At 67.7% G+C, this 19,090-nt stretch carries 17 protein-coding genes; 6 read left to right on the forward strand and 11 right to left on the reverse strand.

Going from position 1 to position 19,090, the window contains the following annotated elements; genetic code table 11:
* The 6 genes from RQG82_RS02370 to RQG82_RS02395 form a co-directional block, all read right to left on the reverse strand.
* Positions 1–435 (reverse strand): hypothetical protein, encoded by a 435-nt coding sequence (locus RQG82_RS02370; protein ID WP_311257797.1) that lies wholly within the window; start codon positions 433–435, stop codon positions 1–3.
* Positions 435–1,175: a 4-hydroxy-tetrahydrodipicolinate reductase gene (gene dapB / locus RQG82_RS02375; protein WP_311257520.1), complete on the reverse strand. Its 741-nt coding sequence runs from the start codon at positions 1,173–1,175 to the stop codon at positions 435–437. The genes RQG82_RS02370 and dapB overlap by 1 nt, the downstream gene beginning before the upstream one ends.
* A gap of 59 nt (positions 1,176–1,234) precedes the next feature.
* On the reverse strand, positions 1,235–1,837 hold the full coding sequence (locus tag RQG82_RS02380; protein ID WP_311257521.1) for a histidine phosphatase family protein: 603 nt from the start codon (positions 1,835–1,837) through the stop codon (positions 1,235–1,237).
* Positions 1,838–1,916: 79 nt separating this feature from the next.
* Positions 1,917–2,945, reverse strand: a complete 1,029-nt coding sequence (locus RQG82_RS02385) for an aldo/keto reductase (protein ID WP_311257522.1) — start codon at positions 2,943–2,945, stop codon at positions 1,917–1,919.
* A 214-nt stretch (positions 2,946–3,159) separates the two neighbouring features.
* On the reverse strand, positions 3,160–5,436 hold the full coding sequence (locus RQG82_RS02390; RefSeq protein ID WP_311257523.1) for a polyribonucleotide nucleotidyltransferase: 2,277 nt from the start codon (positions 5,434–5,436) through the stop codon (positions 3,160–3,162).
* A gap of 317 nt (positions 5,437–5,753) precedes the next feature.
* Complete coding sequence (locus RQG82_RS02395; protein ID WP_311257524.1) at positions 5,754–7,679, reverse strand: GDSL-type esterase/lipase family protein; 1,926 nt, start codon at positions 7,677–7,679, stop codon at positions 5,754–5,756.
* Between the two features lie 154 nt (positions 7,680–7,833).
* Here RQG82_RS02395 and RQG82_RS02400 point away from each other — a divergent pair, with 154 nt between their 5' ends.
* Together RQG82_RS02400 and RQG82_RS02405 are read left to right on the forward strand one after the other, a co-directional pair.
* Entirely contained in the window at positions 7,834–8,406 is a 573-nt protein-coding gene (locus tag RQG82_RS02400; RefSeq protein WP_311257525.1) for a VTT domain-containing protein, read from the forward strand.
* 39 nt (positions 8,407–8,445) lie between these two features.
* On the forward strand, positions 8,446–8,622 hold the full coding sequence (locus tag RQG82_RS02405) for a DUF5302 domain-containing protein (RefSeq protein WP_091232420.1): 177 nt from the start codon (positions 8,446–8,448) through the stop codon (positions 8,620–8,622).
* A 60-nt stretch (positions 8,623–8,682) separates the two neighbouring features.
* Here the strand turns inward: RQG82_RS02405 and RQG82_RS02410 are convergent, their stop codons facing one another.
* Positions 8,683–10,122, reverse strand: coding sequence for a cation:dicarboxylate symporter family transporter (locus tag RQG82_RS02410; protein ID WP_311257526.1), 1,440 nt, complete (start codon positions 10,120–10,122; stop codon positions 8,683–8,685).
* A gap of 160 nt (positions 10,123–10,282) precedes the next feature.
* Between RQG82_RS02410 and RQG82_RS02415 the strand changes: the two genes are divergently transcribed.
* Together RQG82_RS02415 and RQG82_RS02420 are read left to right on the forward strand one after the other, a co-directional pair.
* A complete protein-coding gene (locus RQG82_RS02415; RefSeq protein WP_311257527.1) occupies positions 10,283–11,554 on the forward strand; it encodes an ATP-binding protein in 1,272 nt (423 codons plus the stop codon).
* Positions 11,551–12,237 carry a response regulator gene (locus RQG82_RS02420; RefSeq protein WP_311257528.1) on the forward strand — a complete coding sequence of 229 codons (687 nt, stop codon included), beginning with the start codon at positions 11,551–11,553 and terminating at the stop codon, positions 12,235–12,237. The genes RQG82_RS02415 and RQG82_RS02420 overlap by 4 nt, the downstream gene beginning before the upstream one ends.
* A gap of 81 nt (positions 12,238–12,318) precedes the next feature.
* Here the strand turns inward: RQG82_RS02420 and RQG82_RS02425 are convergent, their stop codons facing one another.
* The 3 genes from RQG82_RS02425 to RQG82_RS02435 all read right to left on the reverse strand — a co-directional run bounded on the left by RQG82_RS02425 (position 12,319) and on the right by RQG82_RS02435 (position 15,622).
* Positions 12,319–13,671, reverse strand: a complete 1,353-nt coding sequence (locus RQG82_RS02425) for an FAD-binding oxidoreductase (protein ID WP_311257529.1) — start codon at positions 13,669–13,671, stop codon at positions 12,319–12,321.
* Between the two features lie 81 nt (positions 13,672–13,752).
* On the reverse strand, positions 13,753–14,397 hold the full coding sequence (locus RQG82_RS02430) for an FMN reductase (RefSeq protein ID WP_311257530.1): 645 nt from the start codon (positions 14,395–14,397) through the stop codon (positions 13,753–13,755).
* A 1-nt stretch (position 14,398) separates the two neighbouring features.
* Complete coding sequence (locus RQG82_RS02435) at positions 14,399–15,622, reverse strand: LLM class flavin-dependent oxidoreductase (RefSeq protein WP_311257531.1); 1,224 nt, start codon at positions 15,620–15,622, stop codon at positions 14,399–14,401.
* A 109-nt stretch (positions 15,623–15,731) separates the two neighbouring features.
* Between RQG82_RS02435 and RQG82_RS02440 the strand changes: the two genes are divergently transcribed.
* Entirely contained in the window at positions 15,732–16,889 is a 1,158-nt protein-coding gene (locus tag RQG82_RS02440; RefSeq protein ID WP_311257532.1) for an acyltransferase family protein, read from the forward strand.
* Positions 16,886–17,749 carry a serine hydrolase gene (locus tag RQG82_RS02445; RefSeq protein ID WP_311257533.1) on the forward strand — a complete coding sequence of 288 codons (864 nt, stop codon included), beginning with the start codon at positions 16,886–16,888 and terminating at the stop codon, positions 17,747–17,749. The genes RQG82_RS02440 and RQG82_RS02445 overlap by 4 nt, the downstream gene beginning before the upstream one ends.
* A 16-nt stretch (positions 17,750–17,765) precedes the next feature.
* Here RQG82_RS02445 and efeB read toward each other — a convergent pair whose 3' ends face one another.
* A complete protein-coding gene (gene efeB, locus RQG82_RS02450; protein WP_311257534.1) occupies positions 17,766–19,079 on the reverse strand; it encodes an iron uptake transporter deferrochelatase/peroxidase subunit in 1,314 nt (437 codons plus the stop codon).
* Positions 19,080–19,090: the final 11 nt, after the last annotated feature.

Below are 19,090 nucleotides of genomic sequence, written 5' to 3' on the forward strand. Positions count from 1 at the left end.
TCAGCCGCGAGCGACGCGAATAGCCTCACGGATGCTGGCGCGGGCGTCCTTTCGACGCCCCGCCGCATCCTGAACCACGCCGAGGCGGTACCGCGCGCGCCAGTCCGACGGCGCGGCGTCCGCCTCTCCCGCGTACCGAGCGATCAGCGGGTCGGCGTCGGCTCGGGCGATACGCCCGCTGGGAGTGAGCTCGGACTCCGCCTCTGGCATGCCTCCTTCAGCATCGAGCTCACGACCCAGCCGATCGGCAGCGAACCCGAACTGCATCTCGCGGATGAGCGCCCAGGCGCCGATCGGCGTGAGCACGATCAACGCGACGCCCATGCCGATCGACACCGGCGTCCCGACGGCGAAGAACATCACAGCCAACCACACGGAGACCGCGAGATAGACCAGAAGCGCCGCGGCCATGAGGCCGACGCCGATCCGCGACATCACGAGCGGATGCCGATGTCGATCATGCTCTCCAGCCCTACGAAGACCCCGTTCGCCTGGGCCGCGAACGGCACGGCCAGACGGATTCCCGGAGCGTACGCGAGCGCCGGCTCGACCGTGTCATGAGTGAACGTCAGGGATTCGCCTGGACCCGAGAGGATGACCTCCTGCTTCGCGATGACGCCAGGACGTCGCAGCGAATGGATCGGCACGCTGCCCACCTGCTGCCCCCTCGCGCGCTGATCGGCGTGCGGAGCGCTGACGGGCCCCTGCTCGGCTCGAGCAGCGGCGATGAGCTCGGCGGTGCGCACCGCGGTGCCGCTCGGAGAGTCGACCTTCGCCTCGTGATGCGCCTCGACGATCTCGGCCGATCCGAAGAACGGCGCGGCTGCGGCGGCCAGAGCTGAGCCGAGCACCGATCCCAGCGAGAAGTTCGGGATGAAGACGACCCCGGTGCCGGCGTTCTCGACCAGCGGACGCACCAGAGCGATGCGCTCCGTGGACCATCCCGAGGTCGCCACCAGGACGTTGATCTGACGCTCCACCGCAGCGCGCACGACGTCGACGCTCACCTGAGGCGTGGTGGCGTCGATCACGAGATCCGCTCCGTCGAGTTCGGCGAGGTCGCTTCGAGAGGTGAGCACGCGACTCACCTCGAAGCCCTCGAGCTCATCGATCACCGCACCGATGATCGATCCGAGCTTCCCGGTTCCGCCGACGAGTGCTACCTGGGTGGTCATGCGTTCAGTCTATTTCTCGACGGTACCCCGACCGCCGCGGCGGGCCGGGGTATCGGGAATCAGACCGGCATCGCGTCGGGGATGCCCGTGCGCAGCTCGACCGGAAGATGCCCGGTGTCGTTGTGCGTGAGCAGCGTCCACGGACGCCCCTGCTTCTGCGCGATCACGGTCAGCCCGCAGTGCGCTTGATTCAGAGTCATCCATCGCCACTCCGGGGCGCCGAGGACCTCTCGCACGAACCACGAGATCACGAAGTTGTGGGTGATGAGCACCTCGTGCACATCACCCGGCTTGCGCACCAGGAACTCGTTGACCGCGTCGAACATCTGGGCACGTCCCGCGTCGAGTTCGGCCTCGGTGATCGAGCCGAAGAACGGCTCGTAGGCTGCGGGCGTCTCGTCGGTCATCCCCGTGGGCACGCAGTCGAAGAGCAGTGCGGTCGGTTCGGGGTCGACCGACGGAAGTCGTTGCGCGATCGCCCGAGCCGTCTCGTTCGCACGCAGCAGAGGCGAGTGCCAGACGGCATCGAGCGGCAGTCCGGAGAGCCGGTCGGCGATGAGCTCGGCCTGACGCTGGCCGCGAGGCGAGAGGGGGCCGTCAGCGAGACCGTGTTCGGCGTCCTGATGTTCGCCGTGTCTGACCAGATATATGTAATGCGTCACAAACTCGCTCGCTCCATCGACAGCGTTTGCCGGATTCACTCCACCCTATGCCAGGTCTGTGACAGAGGCGTTACGACGCTCAGTTGCCGGCGCGCGTGAGTTCGGCGACCTGCGCGCGCGAGAGTGTGACGCCGGCGCCCTGCATCAGCTCGTCGACATGGTCTGTCGCGAAGGTGTTGACGATCGGTGCCGCGATGGTGCGCTGCGCGAGGAGCCAGGCGATCGACACCGCCGCCACCGGAACCTCGAGTTCGGTCGCCACCTGGTCGAGAGCGCGCAGGATCTTCGTGCCACGACGGTTCAGGTGACCGCGGAGCTGCTCTCCGCGCACACCCTGCGAGGTCATCGCCTTGCTGCGGTGTCTGCCGGACAGGAAGCCGTGCTCGAGGGCGTGCGACGGCGTGACGGCGAGGCTCTGCGCGCCGGCGACGAGACGAAGATCGCCTTCGAACGGCTGACGACGGATGAGGTTGTACGGAGAATCGATCACCTGGATGCGGGGGTACCCGGCGGAAGCGAGGATGCGCGCCTCCACGAGCCGCTCGGGTGCGAATCCGTATGCGCCGAGGGCGCCGATCTTGCCCGCGTCGACCATCCACTCGACGGTCGCGAGCGTGTCTTCGAGGTTCGTCGTGCGGTCGAGGGTCGCGTCGAGATACAGCACGTCGATGCGGTCGACACCCAGACGCGTGAGCGAGCCTTCGACCGCGCGAACGAGGTTCACCGAGCCGAGACCCGGGTTGTCTGCGTGGGCTCCGATCCGCACGCTCAACAGGGCACGATCACGCCGCCCTCTGGACTGCAGCCACTGGCCGATGATGTGCTCGCTGCGGCCGCCGGAGAAGCCGTCTGCCGTGTGGATCGCGTTGCCGCCGAACTCCACATAGCGGTCGAGGATCCCGTGGCTCGTCTCGAGATCGACGTTCCAGCCGAACTCGGCCGCACCGAGCATCAGCGGAAATGTCTCGAGACCGGTCTCGCCGAGAGGTACGCGGATGCTCTCTCCTATTCCGGGGCCGACGATGGGTATGGGTGCGGACGGGTGCTCTGCCGTGCCCTGCTGCGCACGCTCAGCCGACGCTCCTGCGCCTACACTGAACAACCGCATATCCTCACCCCCGTCGATCGGTGCGTACCGACCTGCGTCACTGCCTCGAATGCACCCCCCGGTGCGTACTTCGAGAGTAAGCGAGATCCGCGAACACGCCGACCAATCCAGGGAACGGCGCGAGAACTTCCGATAACGGTTTGGTCACGTCGGATACGACGAAACCCGGGCCGTCCGCGAGGACGACCCGGGCTCCGTCTGGAAGCGCCGCCGATTACTCGGCTGCGGCCTCTTCAGCAGAAGCTGCGTCCGCTGCAGGAGCGTCGTCGAGCACGGGCTCGAGCGAGAGCTTGCCACGGTCATCGATCTTCGTGATCTTCACGAGGATCTTCTGACCGACCGACAGCACGTCGTCGACGTTCTCGACACGCTTGCCACCGGCGAGCTTGCGCACCTCGGTGACGTGCAGCAGGCCGTCCTTGCCAGGAAGCAGCGAGACGAACGCACCGAACGTCGCGATCTTGACGACGGTTCCGAGGAACTGCTCGCCCACCTCGGGGTTGGTCGGGTTGGCGATCGCGTTGACCTGGGCACGGGCGGCCTCGGCCGAGGGGCCGTCGGTCGCGCCGATGTAGACGGTGCCGTCCTCCTCGATGGAGATCTGCGCACCGGTCTCATCCTGGATCGCGTTGATCGTCTTGCCCTTCGGGCCGATCAGCTCGCCGATCTTGTCGACCGGGATCTGCACGCTGATGACGCGAGGCGCGGTCGGCGCCATCTCGTCGGGAGCGTCGATCGCGGCGTTCAGGACATTGAGGATCGTCAGACGAGCATCGCGGGCCTGCGTGAGCGCACCTGCGAGAACCGACGTCGGGATGCCGTCGAGCTTCGTGTCGAGCTGGATGGCGGTGATGAACTCACCGGTACCCGCGACCTTGAAGTCCATGTCACCCAGAGCGTCTTCCGCGCCGAGGATGTCGGTCAGCGCCGCGTAGCGGGTCTCACCGTCGACCTCATCGGAGACGAGACCCATGGCGATGCCGGCGACGGCTGCGCGCAGCGGCACACCCGCGTTCAGCAGCGACAGGGTCGACGCGCAGACAGAGCCCATCGACGTGGAGCCGTTGGAGCTCAGCGCCTCGGAGACCTGACGGATCGCGTAGGGGAACTCCTCGCGGCTCGGCAGAACCGGCACGAGGGCGCGCTCGGCGAGGAAGCCGTGCCCGATCTCGCGACGCTTCGGCGAACCGACACGGCCGGTCTCACCGGTCGAGTACGGCGGGAAGTTGTAGTGGTGCATGTAGCGCTTGCTCGTGACGGGCGACAGCGAGTCGATCTGCTGCTCCATCTTGAGCATGTTCAAGGTGGTGACACCCAGGATCTGGGTCTCGCCGCGCTGGAAGATCGCGGAACCGTGCACGCGCGGGATGACCTGCACCTCGGCGTCGAGCGGACGGATGTCAGCCAGGCCACGACCGTCGATGCGCGCGCCCTCGGTGAGGATGCGGCCGCGGACGATCTTCTTCGTGACGGACTTGTACGCCGCGGAGAACTCGAGCGGCGCGGCGGCAGGAAGGTCGCCCGCCTCGGTCGCCTCGATGAGCTGCGCCTTGACGCGATCCTTGATCGCGTCGTCGGACGTCTGACGCTCGACCTTGTCGGCGATCTGGTAGACGCCGACGAGGTCGTCGTAGGAACGGCCGGCGACGAAGTCGTAGACCTCCTGGCTGTATGCCGGGAAGACCGGGTAGACGCCCGGCTCCTTCGACGAGGTCGCTGCCAGCTCTGCCTGAGCCTTGACGAGCTGAGCGATGAACGGCTTCGATGCCTCGAGGCCCTGCGCGACGATGGTCTCGTCGGGCTTGGTGGCGCCGGCCTTGATCAGGTTCCAGCTGCCCTCGGTGGCCTCAGCCTCGACCATCATGATCGCGACGTCTTCGGTGCCATCGGACTTGGTGACGACGCGGCCGGCGACGATCAGGTCGAACACGGCCTCAGAGACCTGCTCGGCGTTCGGGAACGCGACCCACTGGTCGGCGTGCTCGCCGTGACCGGGGATGAACGCGAGGCGCACACCGGCGACGGGGCCCGAGAACGGAAGACCCGAGATCTGCGTCGACGCGGATGCGGCGTTGATGGCGAGAGCATCGTAGAACTCGCCCGGAGCGATCGACATCACGGTGATGACGACCTGGACCTCGTTGCGCAGACCGTCGACGAACGACGGACGCAGCGGACGGTCGATCAGACGGCAGACGAGGATCGCCTCGGTGGAGGGGCGACCCTCACGACGGAAGAACGAGCCGGGGATCTTGCCTGCGGCGTACGAGCGCTCTTCGACATCGACCGTGAGCGGGAAGAAGTCGAAGCCCTCGCGAGGGTGCTTGCCCGCGCTCGTGGCCGAGAGGAGCATGGTCTCGCCGTCGAGGTACGCGGCGACTGCGCCCTGAGCCTGCTGCGCGAGGCGGCCGGTCTCGAAGCGGATGGTGCGGGTGCCGAAGCGGCCGTTGTCGAGAACGGCCTCGGTGGCGGTGATTTCAGGACCTTCCAAGAGGTCTCTCCTTCTTTGTTTAGACTCGCGAATCCGTATGACGCGCGAGCGTATTCATGAAGGAGCGGATGCTGACGGATATGGGCGCGCGGGCATTCCCGCGAATCTCACCTGCGCTGGCCACCAGTAGAAAGCCACCCGACGTCGCGCCGAGGAACCCACCACAGGGGACCAGCTCTCCGCCGATCGCTCCATGAGTCGATATGAAATTGTCCGGTCGACATACGCCGACCGCATCCAGCCTATCAGCGGGGCATTGAAAGTCCTCGATATCGCAGGGCCGCGCGTTCGAAATCGCCCCGAAAGCGGAGCGGTGATCAGCTGACGGTGACGTCGCGCAGAGCGCTCGATCGCCCGAGATAGACGTAGTCGTCGTGCTTCGCGGCCCGTCCGTCTCCCGCCGCGCGTCCGTGCAGTCGTCGCCAGACCCACGGCAGCGCGTGCCGACGCCACCAGAGCCCCGCGCCGATCGGCTCGTTCTCGTGCAGGGCCGCGTCGAGGGCGCCGAGTGCGTCAGCGTGCGGCACGGCGAGCACCTCCCCCGCCCGGTACGCGAGGAATCTGTGGCCTCGACTGCTCAGGTGCACGAGGTCCTCACCCCAGTTCGGGCGGTCGGGGAGCGACGGGTGCAGGTCCGTGTCGATCAGGATCGCGCCGGTGCGGGCCGCGATGCCCGTGAGCGCCGTGGCGAAGGCAGCGAACCGTTTCGTGTACATCGCCGCCGCGCGCCGACGAGGAAGGAACGGAGTGACGAGGAGGACATCCGCTCCGGTGCTCCGGAGCCGCGCGACCGCACCCTCGAGCTCTGCGGCGAGCGCCGGTATGTCGACGTTGGGCTTCACGAGGTCGTTGGCCCCGATGAGGATCGACACGAGGTCCGGTTCGAGTTCGAGTGCTCGCGGAAGCTGCGTGACGCACACGTCGCGCACCCGCTTCGACCTGATGGCGAGGTTGGCGTAGTGGAGCCCCCCTCGAGCGGCGAGCAGGAGCGCGAGTCGATCAGCCCATCCGCGCAGCGCGCCATCGGATGCCGGGTCGCACAGCCCCTCGGTGAGCGAGTCTCCCAGTGCCACGTAGCGCCGCCAGCGGCGTGCGTCGACGGGGACGCTCGGCTCCGGACGCGTCAGGCGGCGAGCGCGCATTCCGGCGTCCACAGCCCGGAGCTCTCGCGCCTCCTCGAAGTGTCCCAGCAGCTGATCGCAGATGCTCGCCCAGCTGCGCCCCTGCACCGCCTCGCGTCCGGCTTCGCCGAAGGCCCGGCGTTTGCGCGCGTCTCCGGTGAGGTCGGCGACGCGCATGCGCAGATCGTCGAGATCGCCCGGCCGGTAGAGCCATCCGTCGATCCCCATGCGCACGAGGCCGAGGGGCCCACCACGTCCGGTGGCGATGACGGGCACGCCGCTCGCGTGCGCCTCCTGCAGGGTCTGGCCGAAGGTCTCGCTCTCCCCCGGGTGCACGAACACGTCGAACGATGCCATCGCCGCCGAGAGAGCATCGCCCTCGAGGTGCCCGAGAAAGAGAGCGCCGGGCATCAGGGCTTCGAGCCTGGGCCTGCTCGGTCCGTCGCCCACGATCACGAGACGCGTCCCCGGGATCGTCTGCAGCACAGCCAGGTCCTCGACCTGCTTCTCGGGGGCGAGTCGGCCCACATAGCCGATCACGACCTCAGAGCCCCACTCCGCGCGCAGCGTCGTGCTGCGTCGGGCCGGCTGGAAGCGTTCGGCATCCACGCCTCTGCCCCACCGGCGCACGCGATCGACGCCCAGTGCGGCGAGCTGCTGCGCCGAGTCAGCCGAGGGTGCGAGCGTCAAAGTCGCCCGCCGGTGGAGCCGTGCGATGTGCGACTGCGCGATCCCCGTGGCCGCCGGGACGCGATACCTGTGCGTGTATGCCGCGACATCGGTCTGGTACGCGGCGACCGAGGCCACGCCGAGGTGCTCTGCGGCGAGCGCGCCTCGCCACCCGAGGGCGAAGGGCGAGGCCAGGTGCACGACATCCGGACCGAAGCGGCGCAGTGATGCCGCGACCTGGCGCGCCGGCGAGGTTCCCACTCGCACGTTGCGGTAGCCGGGGAGCGCGAGGCTGGGCATGGGTTCGACAGCGGCGCCATGGACCTGTGCGGGCATGCCGACCGCATCGGGTGCGATCACGTGCGCGTCATGGCCTGCGCGTTCGAGGTGACCGAGGATCTGCAGTACCGATCCGGTGACACCGTTCATGTGCGGAAGGAAGGACTCTGTCACGATCGCGACTCTCACAACCCCAGGATGCTGCCACCGGCACACGCGAGACGCGGGAAACGACCCCCGGCACCAGAAGTTCACCGGATGCTGGAGCGCTGGTCACCGGCTATCCGGACGTTGGTTCCCGTTCACCTGCGCCGAGCACTGTGGATGCGTGCCGACCGACCTGCTCAGCGGCCCGTGGGCCCTCGTGATCATGAGCCTCCTCGTGCTCGGCGACGCGTTCTTCGTCGTCATCCCCGGGGAGATCGCGGTCACCGCGCTCGGTGCCATCGCGTCGACCACCGGCGCTCCCCCGCTCTGGGCGGTGATCGTGTGCGCGGCAGCGGCTGCTGCGGCCGGAGACGCCGCCTGCTATCTCATCGGGCGCACCGTCGGCACCGAACGGTGGAGGTGGATGCGTGCGCCGCGTGTGCGTCAGGCCCTCGACTGGGCGCGACGCCGCCTCGATGGCGGGACAGCCACAGTGCTCTTCACGGCACGCTTCGTGCCGTTCGCTCGCCTGGCGATCAATCTCGTCGCCGGTGCCTCGCGCATCCACCCCGGCCGATACCTGTTGCTCGTCTCACTCGCGGCTCTCGGATGGGCTGCCTACCAGGCGTCCGTCGGTGCCGTCGTCGCCGCACTCGTGCCGGGTGGCCCCGTGGTCGCTGTCGCGGTGTCCGTCGCCATCGCGGTCGGTCTCGGTGCTGTGATCGACGTCGTGTCACGCCGGGCACGGAAGTGATCCACCCACCAGTCAGGAGCGTGCCCTAGGCTGGCGAGCATGAGCACCGAAGAAGGCGCCTCCTCCAGCGAGGAGATGAAGCGCAAGTTCAAGGAAGCGCTCGAGAAGAAGAACGCGCACCACCGGCAGGGCGAAGCCCACCTGGATGGCGACTCCGCCGTCCACGGCGCGCCCGCCCCGCAGACGCGGCGCGAGTTCCGACGCAAGAGCGGTTGACCACACGGATGCGGGAGCCGACCACCGTCGACTCCCGCATCCCTCTTCTCCGCCTGCTGCTCAGTTCTGCGCTGCTCGAGCCCGCGCCCGCTGCTCCTTCGCTGCCATCTCCTCGAGCGCCGACTCCTTGAGCCCCTGGATGTCGACAGCCTTGCTCTCGTCCACCATGCCATGGTCGTCCACGCCGTCGAGCGACGACTCCTCGAACGGCAGCGCGCCGCTCAGCACCTGCTGCACCCGCTCACGATCGATCTCGCGCGTCCAGGTGCCGATGAGCAGGGTCGCGACCGCATTGCCGGTGAAGTTCGTCAGCGCGCGCCCCTCCGACATGAACCGGTCGATGCCCACGATCACACCGACACCGTCGACGAGGTCGGGACGGTAGGCCTGCAGACCACCGGCGAGCGTGGCGAGTCCGGCGCCCGTGACACCGGCGGCTCCCTTGCTCGCGATGATCATGAACACCAGCAACCCGATCTGCTCGCCGATCGTCATCGGCTGACCCATGCCGGTCGCGATGAAGAGCGAGGCCATGGTCAGGTAGATCGCCGTGCCGTCGAGGTTGAACGAGTATCCGGTGGGCACCGTGATCCCGACGACCGGCTTCGAGACGCCGATGTGCTCCATCTTCGCGATGAGGCGCGGAAGAGCGGACTCCGACGACGAGGTGCCGACGATCAGCAGGTACTCGCGGGCGAGGTACTTCACCAGGCTGAAGATGTTCACCCGGGTCACTGCGTAGAGCAGGGTCCCCAGTACGACCACGATGAACAGGATGCAGGTGATGTAGAACGCCACCATCAGCACCCCGAGACTCCAGATGGCGGCGATGCCCGTCTTCCCGACGACCGCCGCGATCGCTCCGAACGCGCCGAGCGGCGCGAGCCACAGGATCATGCCGAGGATGCGGAACACCAGCTTCTGCAGGTTCTTGACCGCGTCCATGATCGGGGCGCCCTTGTCGCCCAGCCCCTGGAGGGCGAAGCCGACCAGCAAGGCGATGAAGAGGACCTGCAGCACGCTCTCGCCCGTGAAGGCGGAGAAGAAGGTCGTCGGGATGATCCCGAGGATGAACTCCGTGGTGGTCTTCGCCTCGGTCTCGGTCGCGTCGTAGCTCGAGTTCGCCATGTCGAGACCCGCACCGGGGTGGATGATGTTGCCGACCACGAGGCCGATCGCCAGCGCGAACGTCGACATCACCATGAAGTAGAGCAGCGCGAGTCCGCCGATCTTGCCCACGGTCGCGGCCTTCGCGATCGAGCCGACACCCACCACGATCGTGCAGAAGATGATCGGCGCGATCATCATCTTGATCAGCGACACGAAACCCTTGCCGATCGGTTCGAGACTCTGACCGACCTCGGGCCAGATGAGGCCGACCGCCGCTCCGAGCACGACCGCGATGATCACCGAGACATACAGCCACGTGTGCCTGTCCCACGCCTGCTTGCCGCGTCGCCAGTGGAATCCGGGAAGCGAGAACCCTGTCGTGATGGCCATGTTTTCCTCCTTGATCATGAACGTCTTCGTCTCATGCCCTCGGGCGCCCTCGCCTTCGGTAAGCTCACCGTCGCGGACTTCACACGGCAACACCATTTGTGGTCGTATTGGTCACCACCGATATGCCGGCTCCGCGATCACCGACGATCGGAAGGACGCGATGAGACCCGCCCGCAGTGTCGCCTCACGGGTGTTCGTCGTGCTCCTGATCGCTGCACTCATCGTCGGCGGCCTGGTCGCCGTCTTCCTGGTCATCGACGCGCAGCGCACCACTCACGCGGAGGCTGAGCGGGTCACCGCGGCGACTGCCGTGACCCTCGCCGCGTCACCACTGGTGACCGAGGCGTTGGACGCCGGCGACGTCGACGCGGCCACGGGGACCCTCGAGCCGTACGCACTCGACGTGATCGCCGCCGCGGATCTCGACTTCGTGACGATCATGACGCCGGACGGCACCAGGGTGACGCACCCCGACGTGGAGCAGATCGGCGAGAAGTACCTCGGCACGATCCCCGAGACTCCTCGGACCTTCACCGAAGTCTTCACCGGCACCCTGGGCCCCTCGGTGCGAACCATCGTTCCGGTCGACTCAGCCGACGGCGACCTGGTCGGCTGGGTGTCAGCCGGCGTGACGACGGAATCGATCTCCGACACCCTGATCCGTAGGCTCCCCCTGTCGCTCGGAATCACCGTGGGCCTGGTCGCCCTCGGCACTCTCGGAGCCTGGGCCGCCCGACGGTTCACGCGGCGCATCGCGGGCGATCTTCCGCCAGGCCAGGTGCGCGATGCCGTGTCCTCGTATGAATCGCTGCGGACGCTCGGCGATGCCCTGCGAGCGCAGACGCACGAGCACGGGAACCGCATGCACACCGCCGTCGCTCTGCTCGAGCTGGGGCGCGCGGAGGAGGCGATCGAGATCCTGACCGAGACGTCGAGACAGAGCCAATCACTCGTCGATCAGGTCACCGCCCGGCAGGCAGGCGACCCGACGGTGGGTGCGCTTCTGCTCGGCAAGGCGTCGCAGGCGAAGGAGCGCGGAATCGACTGGCGGCTGCAGATCGATCCCGATACTCCCGAATCGCCCCTGTCTCCGGTCGACAGCGTGGCTGTGCTCGGAAACCTGATCGACAACGCCATGGACGCCGCATCCGCCGGCACTGAACGATGGGTCGAGGTCACGCTCGCACCCTCGATCGACGGCGGCATCGTGCTCGCCGTCTCAGACAGCGGGCCCGGGATCGCCCCCGATCTGCGGACGCGGATCTTCATGCACGGGTTCTCGACGAAGCCCGCAGGCTCGCAGGGGCGCGGAGTCGGACTCGCACTCGTGCGATCCGTGGTTCTCGGGGTCGGTGGCACGGTCGACCTCGAGGCCGACCCCACGACGTTCCGGGTGGTCCTGCCTCCGACGAGACGAAGGCGAGCCCCGTGATCCGCACACTGATTGTCGACGACGACGCTCTGACGCTGGAGCTCCACCGCTCTTACCTCGAGAGACTCGATGGCTTCATCGTCGCGGGCGAATGCACCAGAGCACGGGCGGCGGTGAGCGCCGTGCTCGACCAGCCGCGTGAACGGCCCTTCGATCTCATCCTTCTCGACATCACGATGCCCGACGGATCGGGCATCGAAGTGCTGCGCGCACTTCGTGCCCGCGCGGCGTCGGTCGATGTGATCGCCATCACCGGGGTCCGCGACGCCGAGAGCGTGCGACAGATGGTCGCTCTCGGCGTGTACCAGTATCTCGTCAAGCCGTTCTCCTTCGCGGTGTTCGACGAGCGTCTCACCGCGTATCGAGCGCACCGCGAGAAGGCGAGATCCACCGACGGCGAAGCGACCCAGGCAGAGATCGATGCGCTGCTCGGCCGCACGACGAGAGCGATCCCGGTTCCGAAGGGGCTCTCAGGGGCGACTCTGCAGAAGGTGACAGTCGAGCTCCGCACAGCCGGCGCTCTCTCGGCGAGCGAGGCAGCCCAGCGACTCGGAATGTCGCGGGTGTCCGTGCGTAGATACCTCGAACATCTCGCTGCATCGGGCATCGTCCTCCGCAGCGCGCGCTATGGCGCTCGCGGACGTCCCGAAACCGAGTACGAGTGGAATCGACGCACCGACTAATCCGGCTGACCCCGCACTGTCGGATGCCGTTCCCGGCTCTCGTCTCGGTGCACGTGTCTGCGCCCGGCCGTCCGCTCCGAGTCAGCGCGGGAGACGCCCCTCGTGGAGCAGCGCCTCGGGGTCGGCGATCGCGCGAGCACGACGAAGGCGGTCGATCGATGCCGCCCGGCCGCAGCGCTCGAGAGTCTGCCCGGGGCCGAGGAAGGTCGGTACGGTGTGCGGTGCCGTCGCTCGCGCCAGCAGGTCGCTGAACCCCGCCATGCTCGCGTCTCCTGGTTCGCCGGGGACTCCCGGAAACACCGGAACCAGAGCGTGGAGCAGCCAGTCGACTCCCTGCAGAGTCGCGAATCCCGCTCGTCTCGGGTTCTCCAGCGCTCCCCCGAGCATGCGGATGTCGATGCCCATGATCGGCCACTGGTCGGGCTGCTCGCGGAACCGCACCAGCTCATCGATCATGTCGTCGTCGAGCGATGAGAGCGCGGCCGAGACGCCCCGTCCGGGCGTGGGATCGGTGGGCTCGCCGCTCGATTGCGCGATGAGCCGGGGGGACGTAGGCCCAGAGACCTCACGCTGCGCGGTGGCCGCCCGACCCAATCGGCTCATCAGCAGCTCGGCCGGGCCGTTCGTCGACAGCGCCTGCACCGAGAGGAAGCTGCGACCGCGGATCTCTTCCGGAAGCTGCGGGACATCGGGCATCCGCATCGAGTTCATGAACACGTTCAGCGACGCGGGGGCGTCGACAGCGAGGTCTCGGACCGCACGCATCACGGCCGCGGCATCGCCCGCGTCGAAGGTGAGCTCGGTCCCCCACACGGCGGGCGCAGGCACCAGGTCGATCTCGAGGGCAGTGACGATGCCCACGACCCCGCCCGCGCCGCGCAGCGCCCACATGAGATCGGGGTCACTGTCGTCGTCGACGCGCTCATGCGCGCCGTCGGTGCGCAGCATCCACACGGCACGGAGATTGTCGGACCCCAGCCCGGCGGTACGACTGAACCACGAGTGGCCACCGCCGAGGGTGTAGCCCGCGACACTGACGACCGGACTCGTTCCGGCCGGGGCGACCCAGCCGGTGCCTTCGAGCGCCTCGACCACAGCACCCCACCGGACACCGCTGCCGACGCGCACTGTTCCGGCTTCGAGATCGACCTCGAGTTCGTCGAATGCCGCCATCCGCACGATCACGGCACCCGAGAGGTCGCCGGACGCACCGTGCCCGGAGGGCTGCACCGCGATCGTGACGCCCGCGTCGCGCGCTGCGCCGACGAGCGTGCGCAGATCGCTGAGATCGGCGGGGACGGCCACGCCGATCGGATGCTGCTCGATCGCGAGGTTCCACGGTCGACGGGCGTCGTCGAACGAATCATCTCCCGGCAGAAGGAGGGTTCCGCGCAGCGCGCGTCGCGCGGCGTCCAACACAGACAGGTGGGCCATGACGTCACCGTACGATGCCCCACGGACATTGTCGATGACCTCATGGCCCACCGCCCGGCCGGCCTTGCGGGCCCGCCTGTTCTATTCGCCGGCGAGACCGCCCAGCATGTGACCGAACGAACGACCTTCTCCGAGATACGTCGCGGGGTCGTAAGGGTCGGCGGCCGCGGCCACCTGGCGCTTCGCGATCGCCTCGGCCAGCTCGCGCGCGCCCTTCTCGACGCGCTTCGCGAGAGGAGCGACGTCGTCGCCGGATCCGCCCCAGTCGCTGGATGCAGCGAAGACGCCGGTCGAGACCGCATCCGCATGCAGGTATGCGAAGAGCGGTCGGATCGCGTAGTCGATCGCGAGCGAGTGCCGAGCTGTGCCGGCGTTCGCTCCGATCAGCACCGGCTTGCCCGTGAGCGCGTCCGGATCGAGCACGTCGATGAACGACTTGAAGAGTCCGTTGTAGCTCGTCGAGAAGATCGGCGTGACGGCGATGAGCGCGTCCGCCGAGACCACGGTGTTGATCGCGGTCTCGAGTGCGGGCGGCGCGAAACCGGTGAGCAGGTTGTTCGTGATGTCGTGCGCGTAGTCGCGCAGCTCTATCACGTCGACGCTCGCCTGGATGTCGTGCCCCGCAAGCGCCTTCACGGTCTCAGCCGCGAGACGATCCGCCAGCATCCGCGTGGACGACGGATTCGAGAGCCCCGCAGACACGACGGCGATTCGACGAGTGGTCATCTCAGGCCTCCTTCCGGCTGAGTCCGAACGCTGCCCCCGCCGGAGCGGGAGAGTCCTGATAAGGCGAGTCGCCCGTCAGGTTGTCGCCGCGATTGGCGCCCGGCCGAGCCTGACGCGTCGGGCCGTCGCCGAACTCGGCCTTCACCCGCGCAGCGTGCGTCGGAGCATCCGGCACGCCGGCCGGGCGGTCCTTCGCCAGCTCCTTGCGAAGGACGGGCACGACCTCGGAGCCGAGGATGTCGAGCTGCTCGAGCACCGTCTTCAGCGGAAGGCCCGCGTGGTCGATCAAGAACAGCTGGCGCTGGTAGTCGCCGTAGTGCTCGCGCATCGCGGCATAGCGGTCGATTACCTGCTGAGGCGAACCCACCGTGAGGGGGGTCATCTCCGTGAAGTCCTCCATGCTCGGTCCGTGACCGTACACGGGGGCGTTGTCGAAGTACGGGCGGAACTGGTTCACCGCATCCTGCGACTTCGCGGCCATGAAGACCTGTCCGCCGAGTCCGACGATCGCCTGCTCGGGCGTGCCGTGACCGTAGTGCGCGTAGCGCTGACGGTAGAGCTCGATCAGACGCTGGTAGTGCTCCTTGGGCCAGAAGATGTTGTTCGCGAAGAAGCCGTCTCCGTAGTAAGCCGCCTGCTCGGCGATCTCCGGCGTGCGGATGGATCCGTGCCAGACGAACGGCGCGACTCCGTCGAGGGGGCGCGGCGTCGAGGTGAAGCCCTGCAGCGGAGTGCGGAACTTGCCCTCCCAGTTCACGACGTCCTCACGCCACAGCTTGTGCAGCAGAGCGTAGTTCTCGATCGCGAGCGGCAGGCCCTGCCTGATGTCCTGACCGAACCAGGGGTAGACCGGCCCGGTGTTGCCTCGGCCGAGCATGAGATCCATGCGGCCGTCGGAGACGTGCTGCAGCATCGCGTACTCCTCGGCGATGCGCACGGGGTCGTTGGTCGTGATGAGAGTGGTCGACGTCGAGACGATCAGACGCTCCGTCTGCGCCGCGAGTGCGGCGAGGAAGGTCGTGGGACTCGACGACCAGAACGGAGGGTTGTGGTGCTCGCCGATCGCGAAGACGTCGAGACCGACCTCTTCGCTGTGCTTGGCGATCGCGAGGGTCGCCTTGATCCGCTCCTGCTCACTCGGCGTCTCACCGGTGGTCGGGTCGCGGGTGATGTCGCTGACCGACATGATGCCGAACTGCACCGGGACGCCTGCCTGCTCGCTCATGATTGCTCCGTCTTCTCCGAATCGGGTGCCCTGCATCCGGTTCTATTCATTTGAATGTATATGAGTCAACGCGATGCCAGCAACTTTATTCCCCGAGTAGCCTCGGAGGATGCACAGCGACGGAGCCGCCACGACGAACCCCGCCACCGGATCCGTCCAGAAGCCCCGCAAGCGCGTCCCGTTCTGGGACAACGCCCGCTACGCCTGTATCGTCCTGGTCGTCCTCGGGCACGCGATCCAGCGTCTCACGTACGATTCCGATATCGCGCTCGCGGCGTATCTCGCGCTCTACGCCTTCCACATGCCGGCGTTCGCGATCATCTCCGGCTACTTCTCGAAGTCCGGGTCACCGACGCGAGTCCAGATGGCGCGCGTGATCACCGACATCCTCCTCCCCTACGTCATCTTCGAACTCCTGTGGACTCTGACGAAGTGGCTGGTCGAGGGGCAGGCCGACCCGAACCTCACCAAGCCGTCGTGGACGCTGTGGTTCCTGCTCGCGCTCGGCATCTTCCGCCTCGTGCTCCCCTACCTCGCGCTGCTCCGCTGGCCGCTGCTGTGGACGGTGATCATCTCGGTCGGGGTCGGCTACCTTCCCAACGTCGACAGCACGTTCTCGCTGTCGCGCACGCTCGGCCTGCTGCCCTTCTTCGCTTTCGGATGGTGGCTGCGCGAGCGTGACGTGGTCGCCCGCCTCCGTCTGCTCGAGACGCGCCCCTGGTGGATCCGCGTCGCCAGTGTCGCCCTGCTCGGCTCGGCAGGCTTCGCCGCATGGCACTGGATCGACCTCTGGAAGGAGATCGACCTGCGACACTGGCTGTTCTACGAGGATGCGTATGCGGACCTCGGCGGAGAGCAGTGGTGGGCCGGCGGCGTGCGCATGGCGCTGATGCTGCTGGCGGTGGCGCTGAGCGCCGCGTTCTTCGCCCTGATCCCCCGACGCACATACTGGTGGACGAGATTCGGCCAGTACACGATGTACGTGTTCCTGCTGCACTCGTTCGTGCTCTACCCGTTCCGCGAGTCCGGTGTGCTGCGCGATCTCGATCCGACCTGGCTGTGGCTGCCGCTCGTGACCCTGTTGTCGGTGGTGCTGGCCCTCGCGCTCGCGACGAAGCCCGTGCGCTGGCTCTTCCGTCCCCTGGTCGAGCCCCGCCCGCAATGGCTCTTCCGAGACCCTGAGCTCGCTCGCCGCGAAGGCCACCGCAGCGACCCGACCGGGTCTCGTCGACCGCGCCACGGGGCAGCGGCTAGCCTGAAGGAGTGACCAGAGCCGAGATGATCCGCGACCGCCTGGTGGACCACGCGGATGCCTCGGGGTTCGGTGCCCACGGGCTTCACGTGCTGCTGGGAGCCGACGTCGCAGAGCACCGGTGGACCGCTGACATCCGCGAGGAGATCCACTCTGTGGCGAAGGGCGTATGCGTCCTCGCGGCCGGAATCGCCGCCGATGAGGGCCTCGTGTCGCTCGATGCTCCGGTCGCCGAGTACGCCCCGGATCTCGCGCTCGGAGACGGCGTCGATCGGATCACGCTCCGACGCCTGCTCTCGATGTCGAGCGGCATCGACCTCGCCTGGTCGGAGACCATGATGACCGACTGGCCAGACCTGGCGCGCGAGTTCCTCTCGCGCGCGTCGCGCGGAACCGTCTTCCAGTACTCGAACGCCAGCACCTACACGGCCATGGCCGTGCTCGCGACACGAGTCGGCGACATCATCGACTACCTGCGACCGAGGCTGCTCGCCCCTCTCGGCATCGACGACATCGAGTGGGAGCGCTGCCCGCAGGGACGCATCGTCGCCGGCAGCGGCATCGAGTTGCGTACCGAGGAGATGGCACGCCTGGGCCGACTGATCCGAGACCGCGGCGAATGGGAGGGGCGGCGTCTCGTCTCCGCCGCAGTCATCGACGCGATGCACTCCGACTGGGTGACGGCGGGCCAGAACCCCGGCTACGAACGCTACGCACTGTCGGGATGGGATGGCCCCGGTCCGGTCTGGCGACTGCACGGCGCGTACGGACAGCTGCTCATCTTCCGCGACGATGCCGTCGTGACGATCACCGCTGACGACCACTTCGGTGCAGACGCGATGTCGGCTTTCGTGGCCGAGACGCTGGGCGCCTGACCGCGCTCTGCGTTCGTCAGGCGAAGAGCCCGGCGCCGACGTACGATCCGGGCTTCGCACCGGCCGGGATCGCCCAGATGCCCGAGCCGACGTGCTTGATGTACTCGTTCATCCGGTCGGTCGACAGCCGCCGCTGCAGAGAGATGAACTGCGACGGATCTCGTTGATACGACAGGAAGAAGAGTCCCGCGTCGAGGCGGCCGAGATCATTGTTGCCGTTGACGTAGTTGAACCCGCGGCGAAGGATCCGGATGCCGTCGTTCTGGTCGGGGTGCGCGAGCCGCACGTGCGCGTTCTGGTCTATCGCCGACGAACCGAAGTCCGGTGCGGTGAACTCGTCGCCGCCCGACAGCGGCGCCCCCTCGCCCTTGTCGCGCCCCACGATCGTGTTCTGCTCCGAGAGCCGCACACGATCCCAGGTCTCGATCAGCATCGCGATCTTCCGAGCGACGAGGTACGAGCCTCCCGCCATCCATTCGGGCTGATCCGACGCGCCGACCCAGACATTCGCGTCGAGGGCGTCTGCGTCATCGGCGAGGATGTTCGCCGTGCCGTCCTTGAATCCGAACAGGTTGCGCGGGGTCGCCTGGGCGGAGGTCGTGCGCGAGGTCTTGCCGAACCCGAGCTGCGACCAGCGCAGCCGAGCACGTCCGAAGGCGATGCGACTGAGGTTGCGGATCGCGTGCACCGCGACCTGCGGGTCATCGGCGCACGCCTGGATGCAGAGATCGCCGTGCGACGCCTGCGGGTCGAGGTCGTCGCCCAGGAAAGCGGGAAGTCTCTCGAGCTTCTGCGGGCGGCGCGCGGCGATTCCGTAGCGATCGCCTTCGTCGTTCTCGAACAGGCTCGGCCCGAAGCCGAACGTGATCGTGAGACCGGCGGCTGGGAGGCCGAGAGCTTCACCGGTGTCATCGGGCGGCACCTCGGCGTCACCTCCGACTGCGCCCGTCGCGCTCACCTCGAGCCCCTTGGTCATTCGTGACGCCGCATAGGTCCAGTCCTGCAGCAACGTGATCAGGTCGTCGCGATCGGTCCGCGGCATCATGTCGAACGACGCGAAGTGCAGATGCTCCTGCACCGGAGTGGTGATCCCCGCCTGATGCGCGCCGAAGAACTCGTACGCGATCTGCGAGTCCGCCTCGGCCCTGGCGCGGCCGAGGGCCACACCGCCGGCCAGTCCGCCGCCCACCCCCACCGCGAGAGAGGCGACTCCCCCGCCGATCGCGAGGCCGAGAAGACCACGTCGGCTGAGGCCTGTGGAAGGGGATGCTGCGGCTGCCGAATCCCAAGTGGAGTCGGCAGCCGCAGCATCGTTCGAGCGTTCGTTCACCTGCGAGATCG

It is taken from the genome of Microbacterium sp. WCS2018Hpa-9 (assembly GCF_031843745.1).
GTDB lineage: Bacteria > Actinomycetota > Actinomycetes > Actinomycetales > Microbacteriaceae > Microbacterium.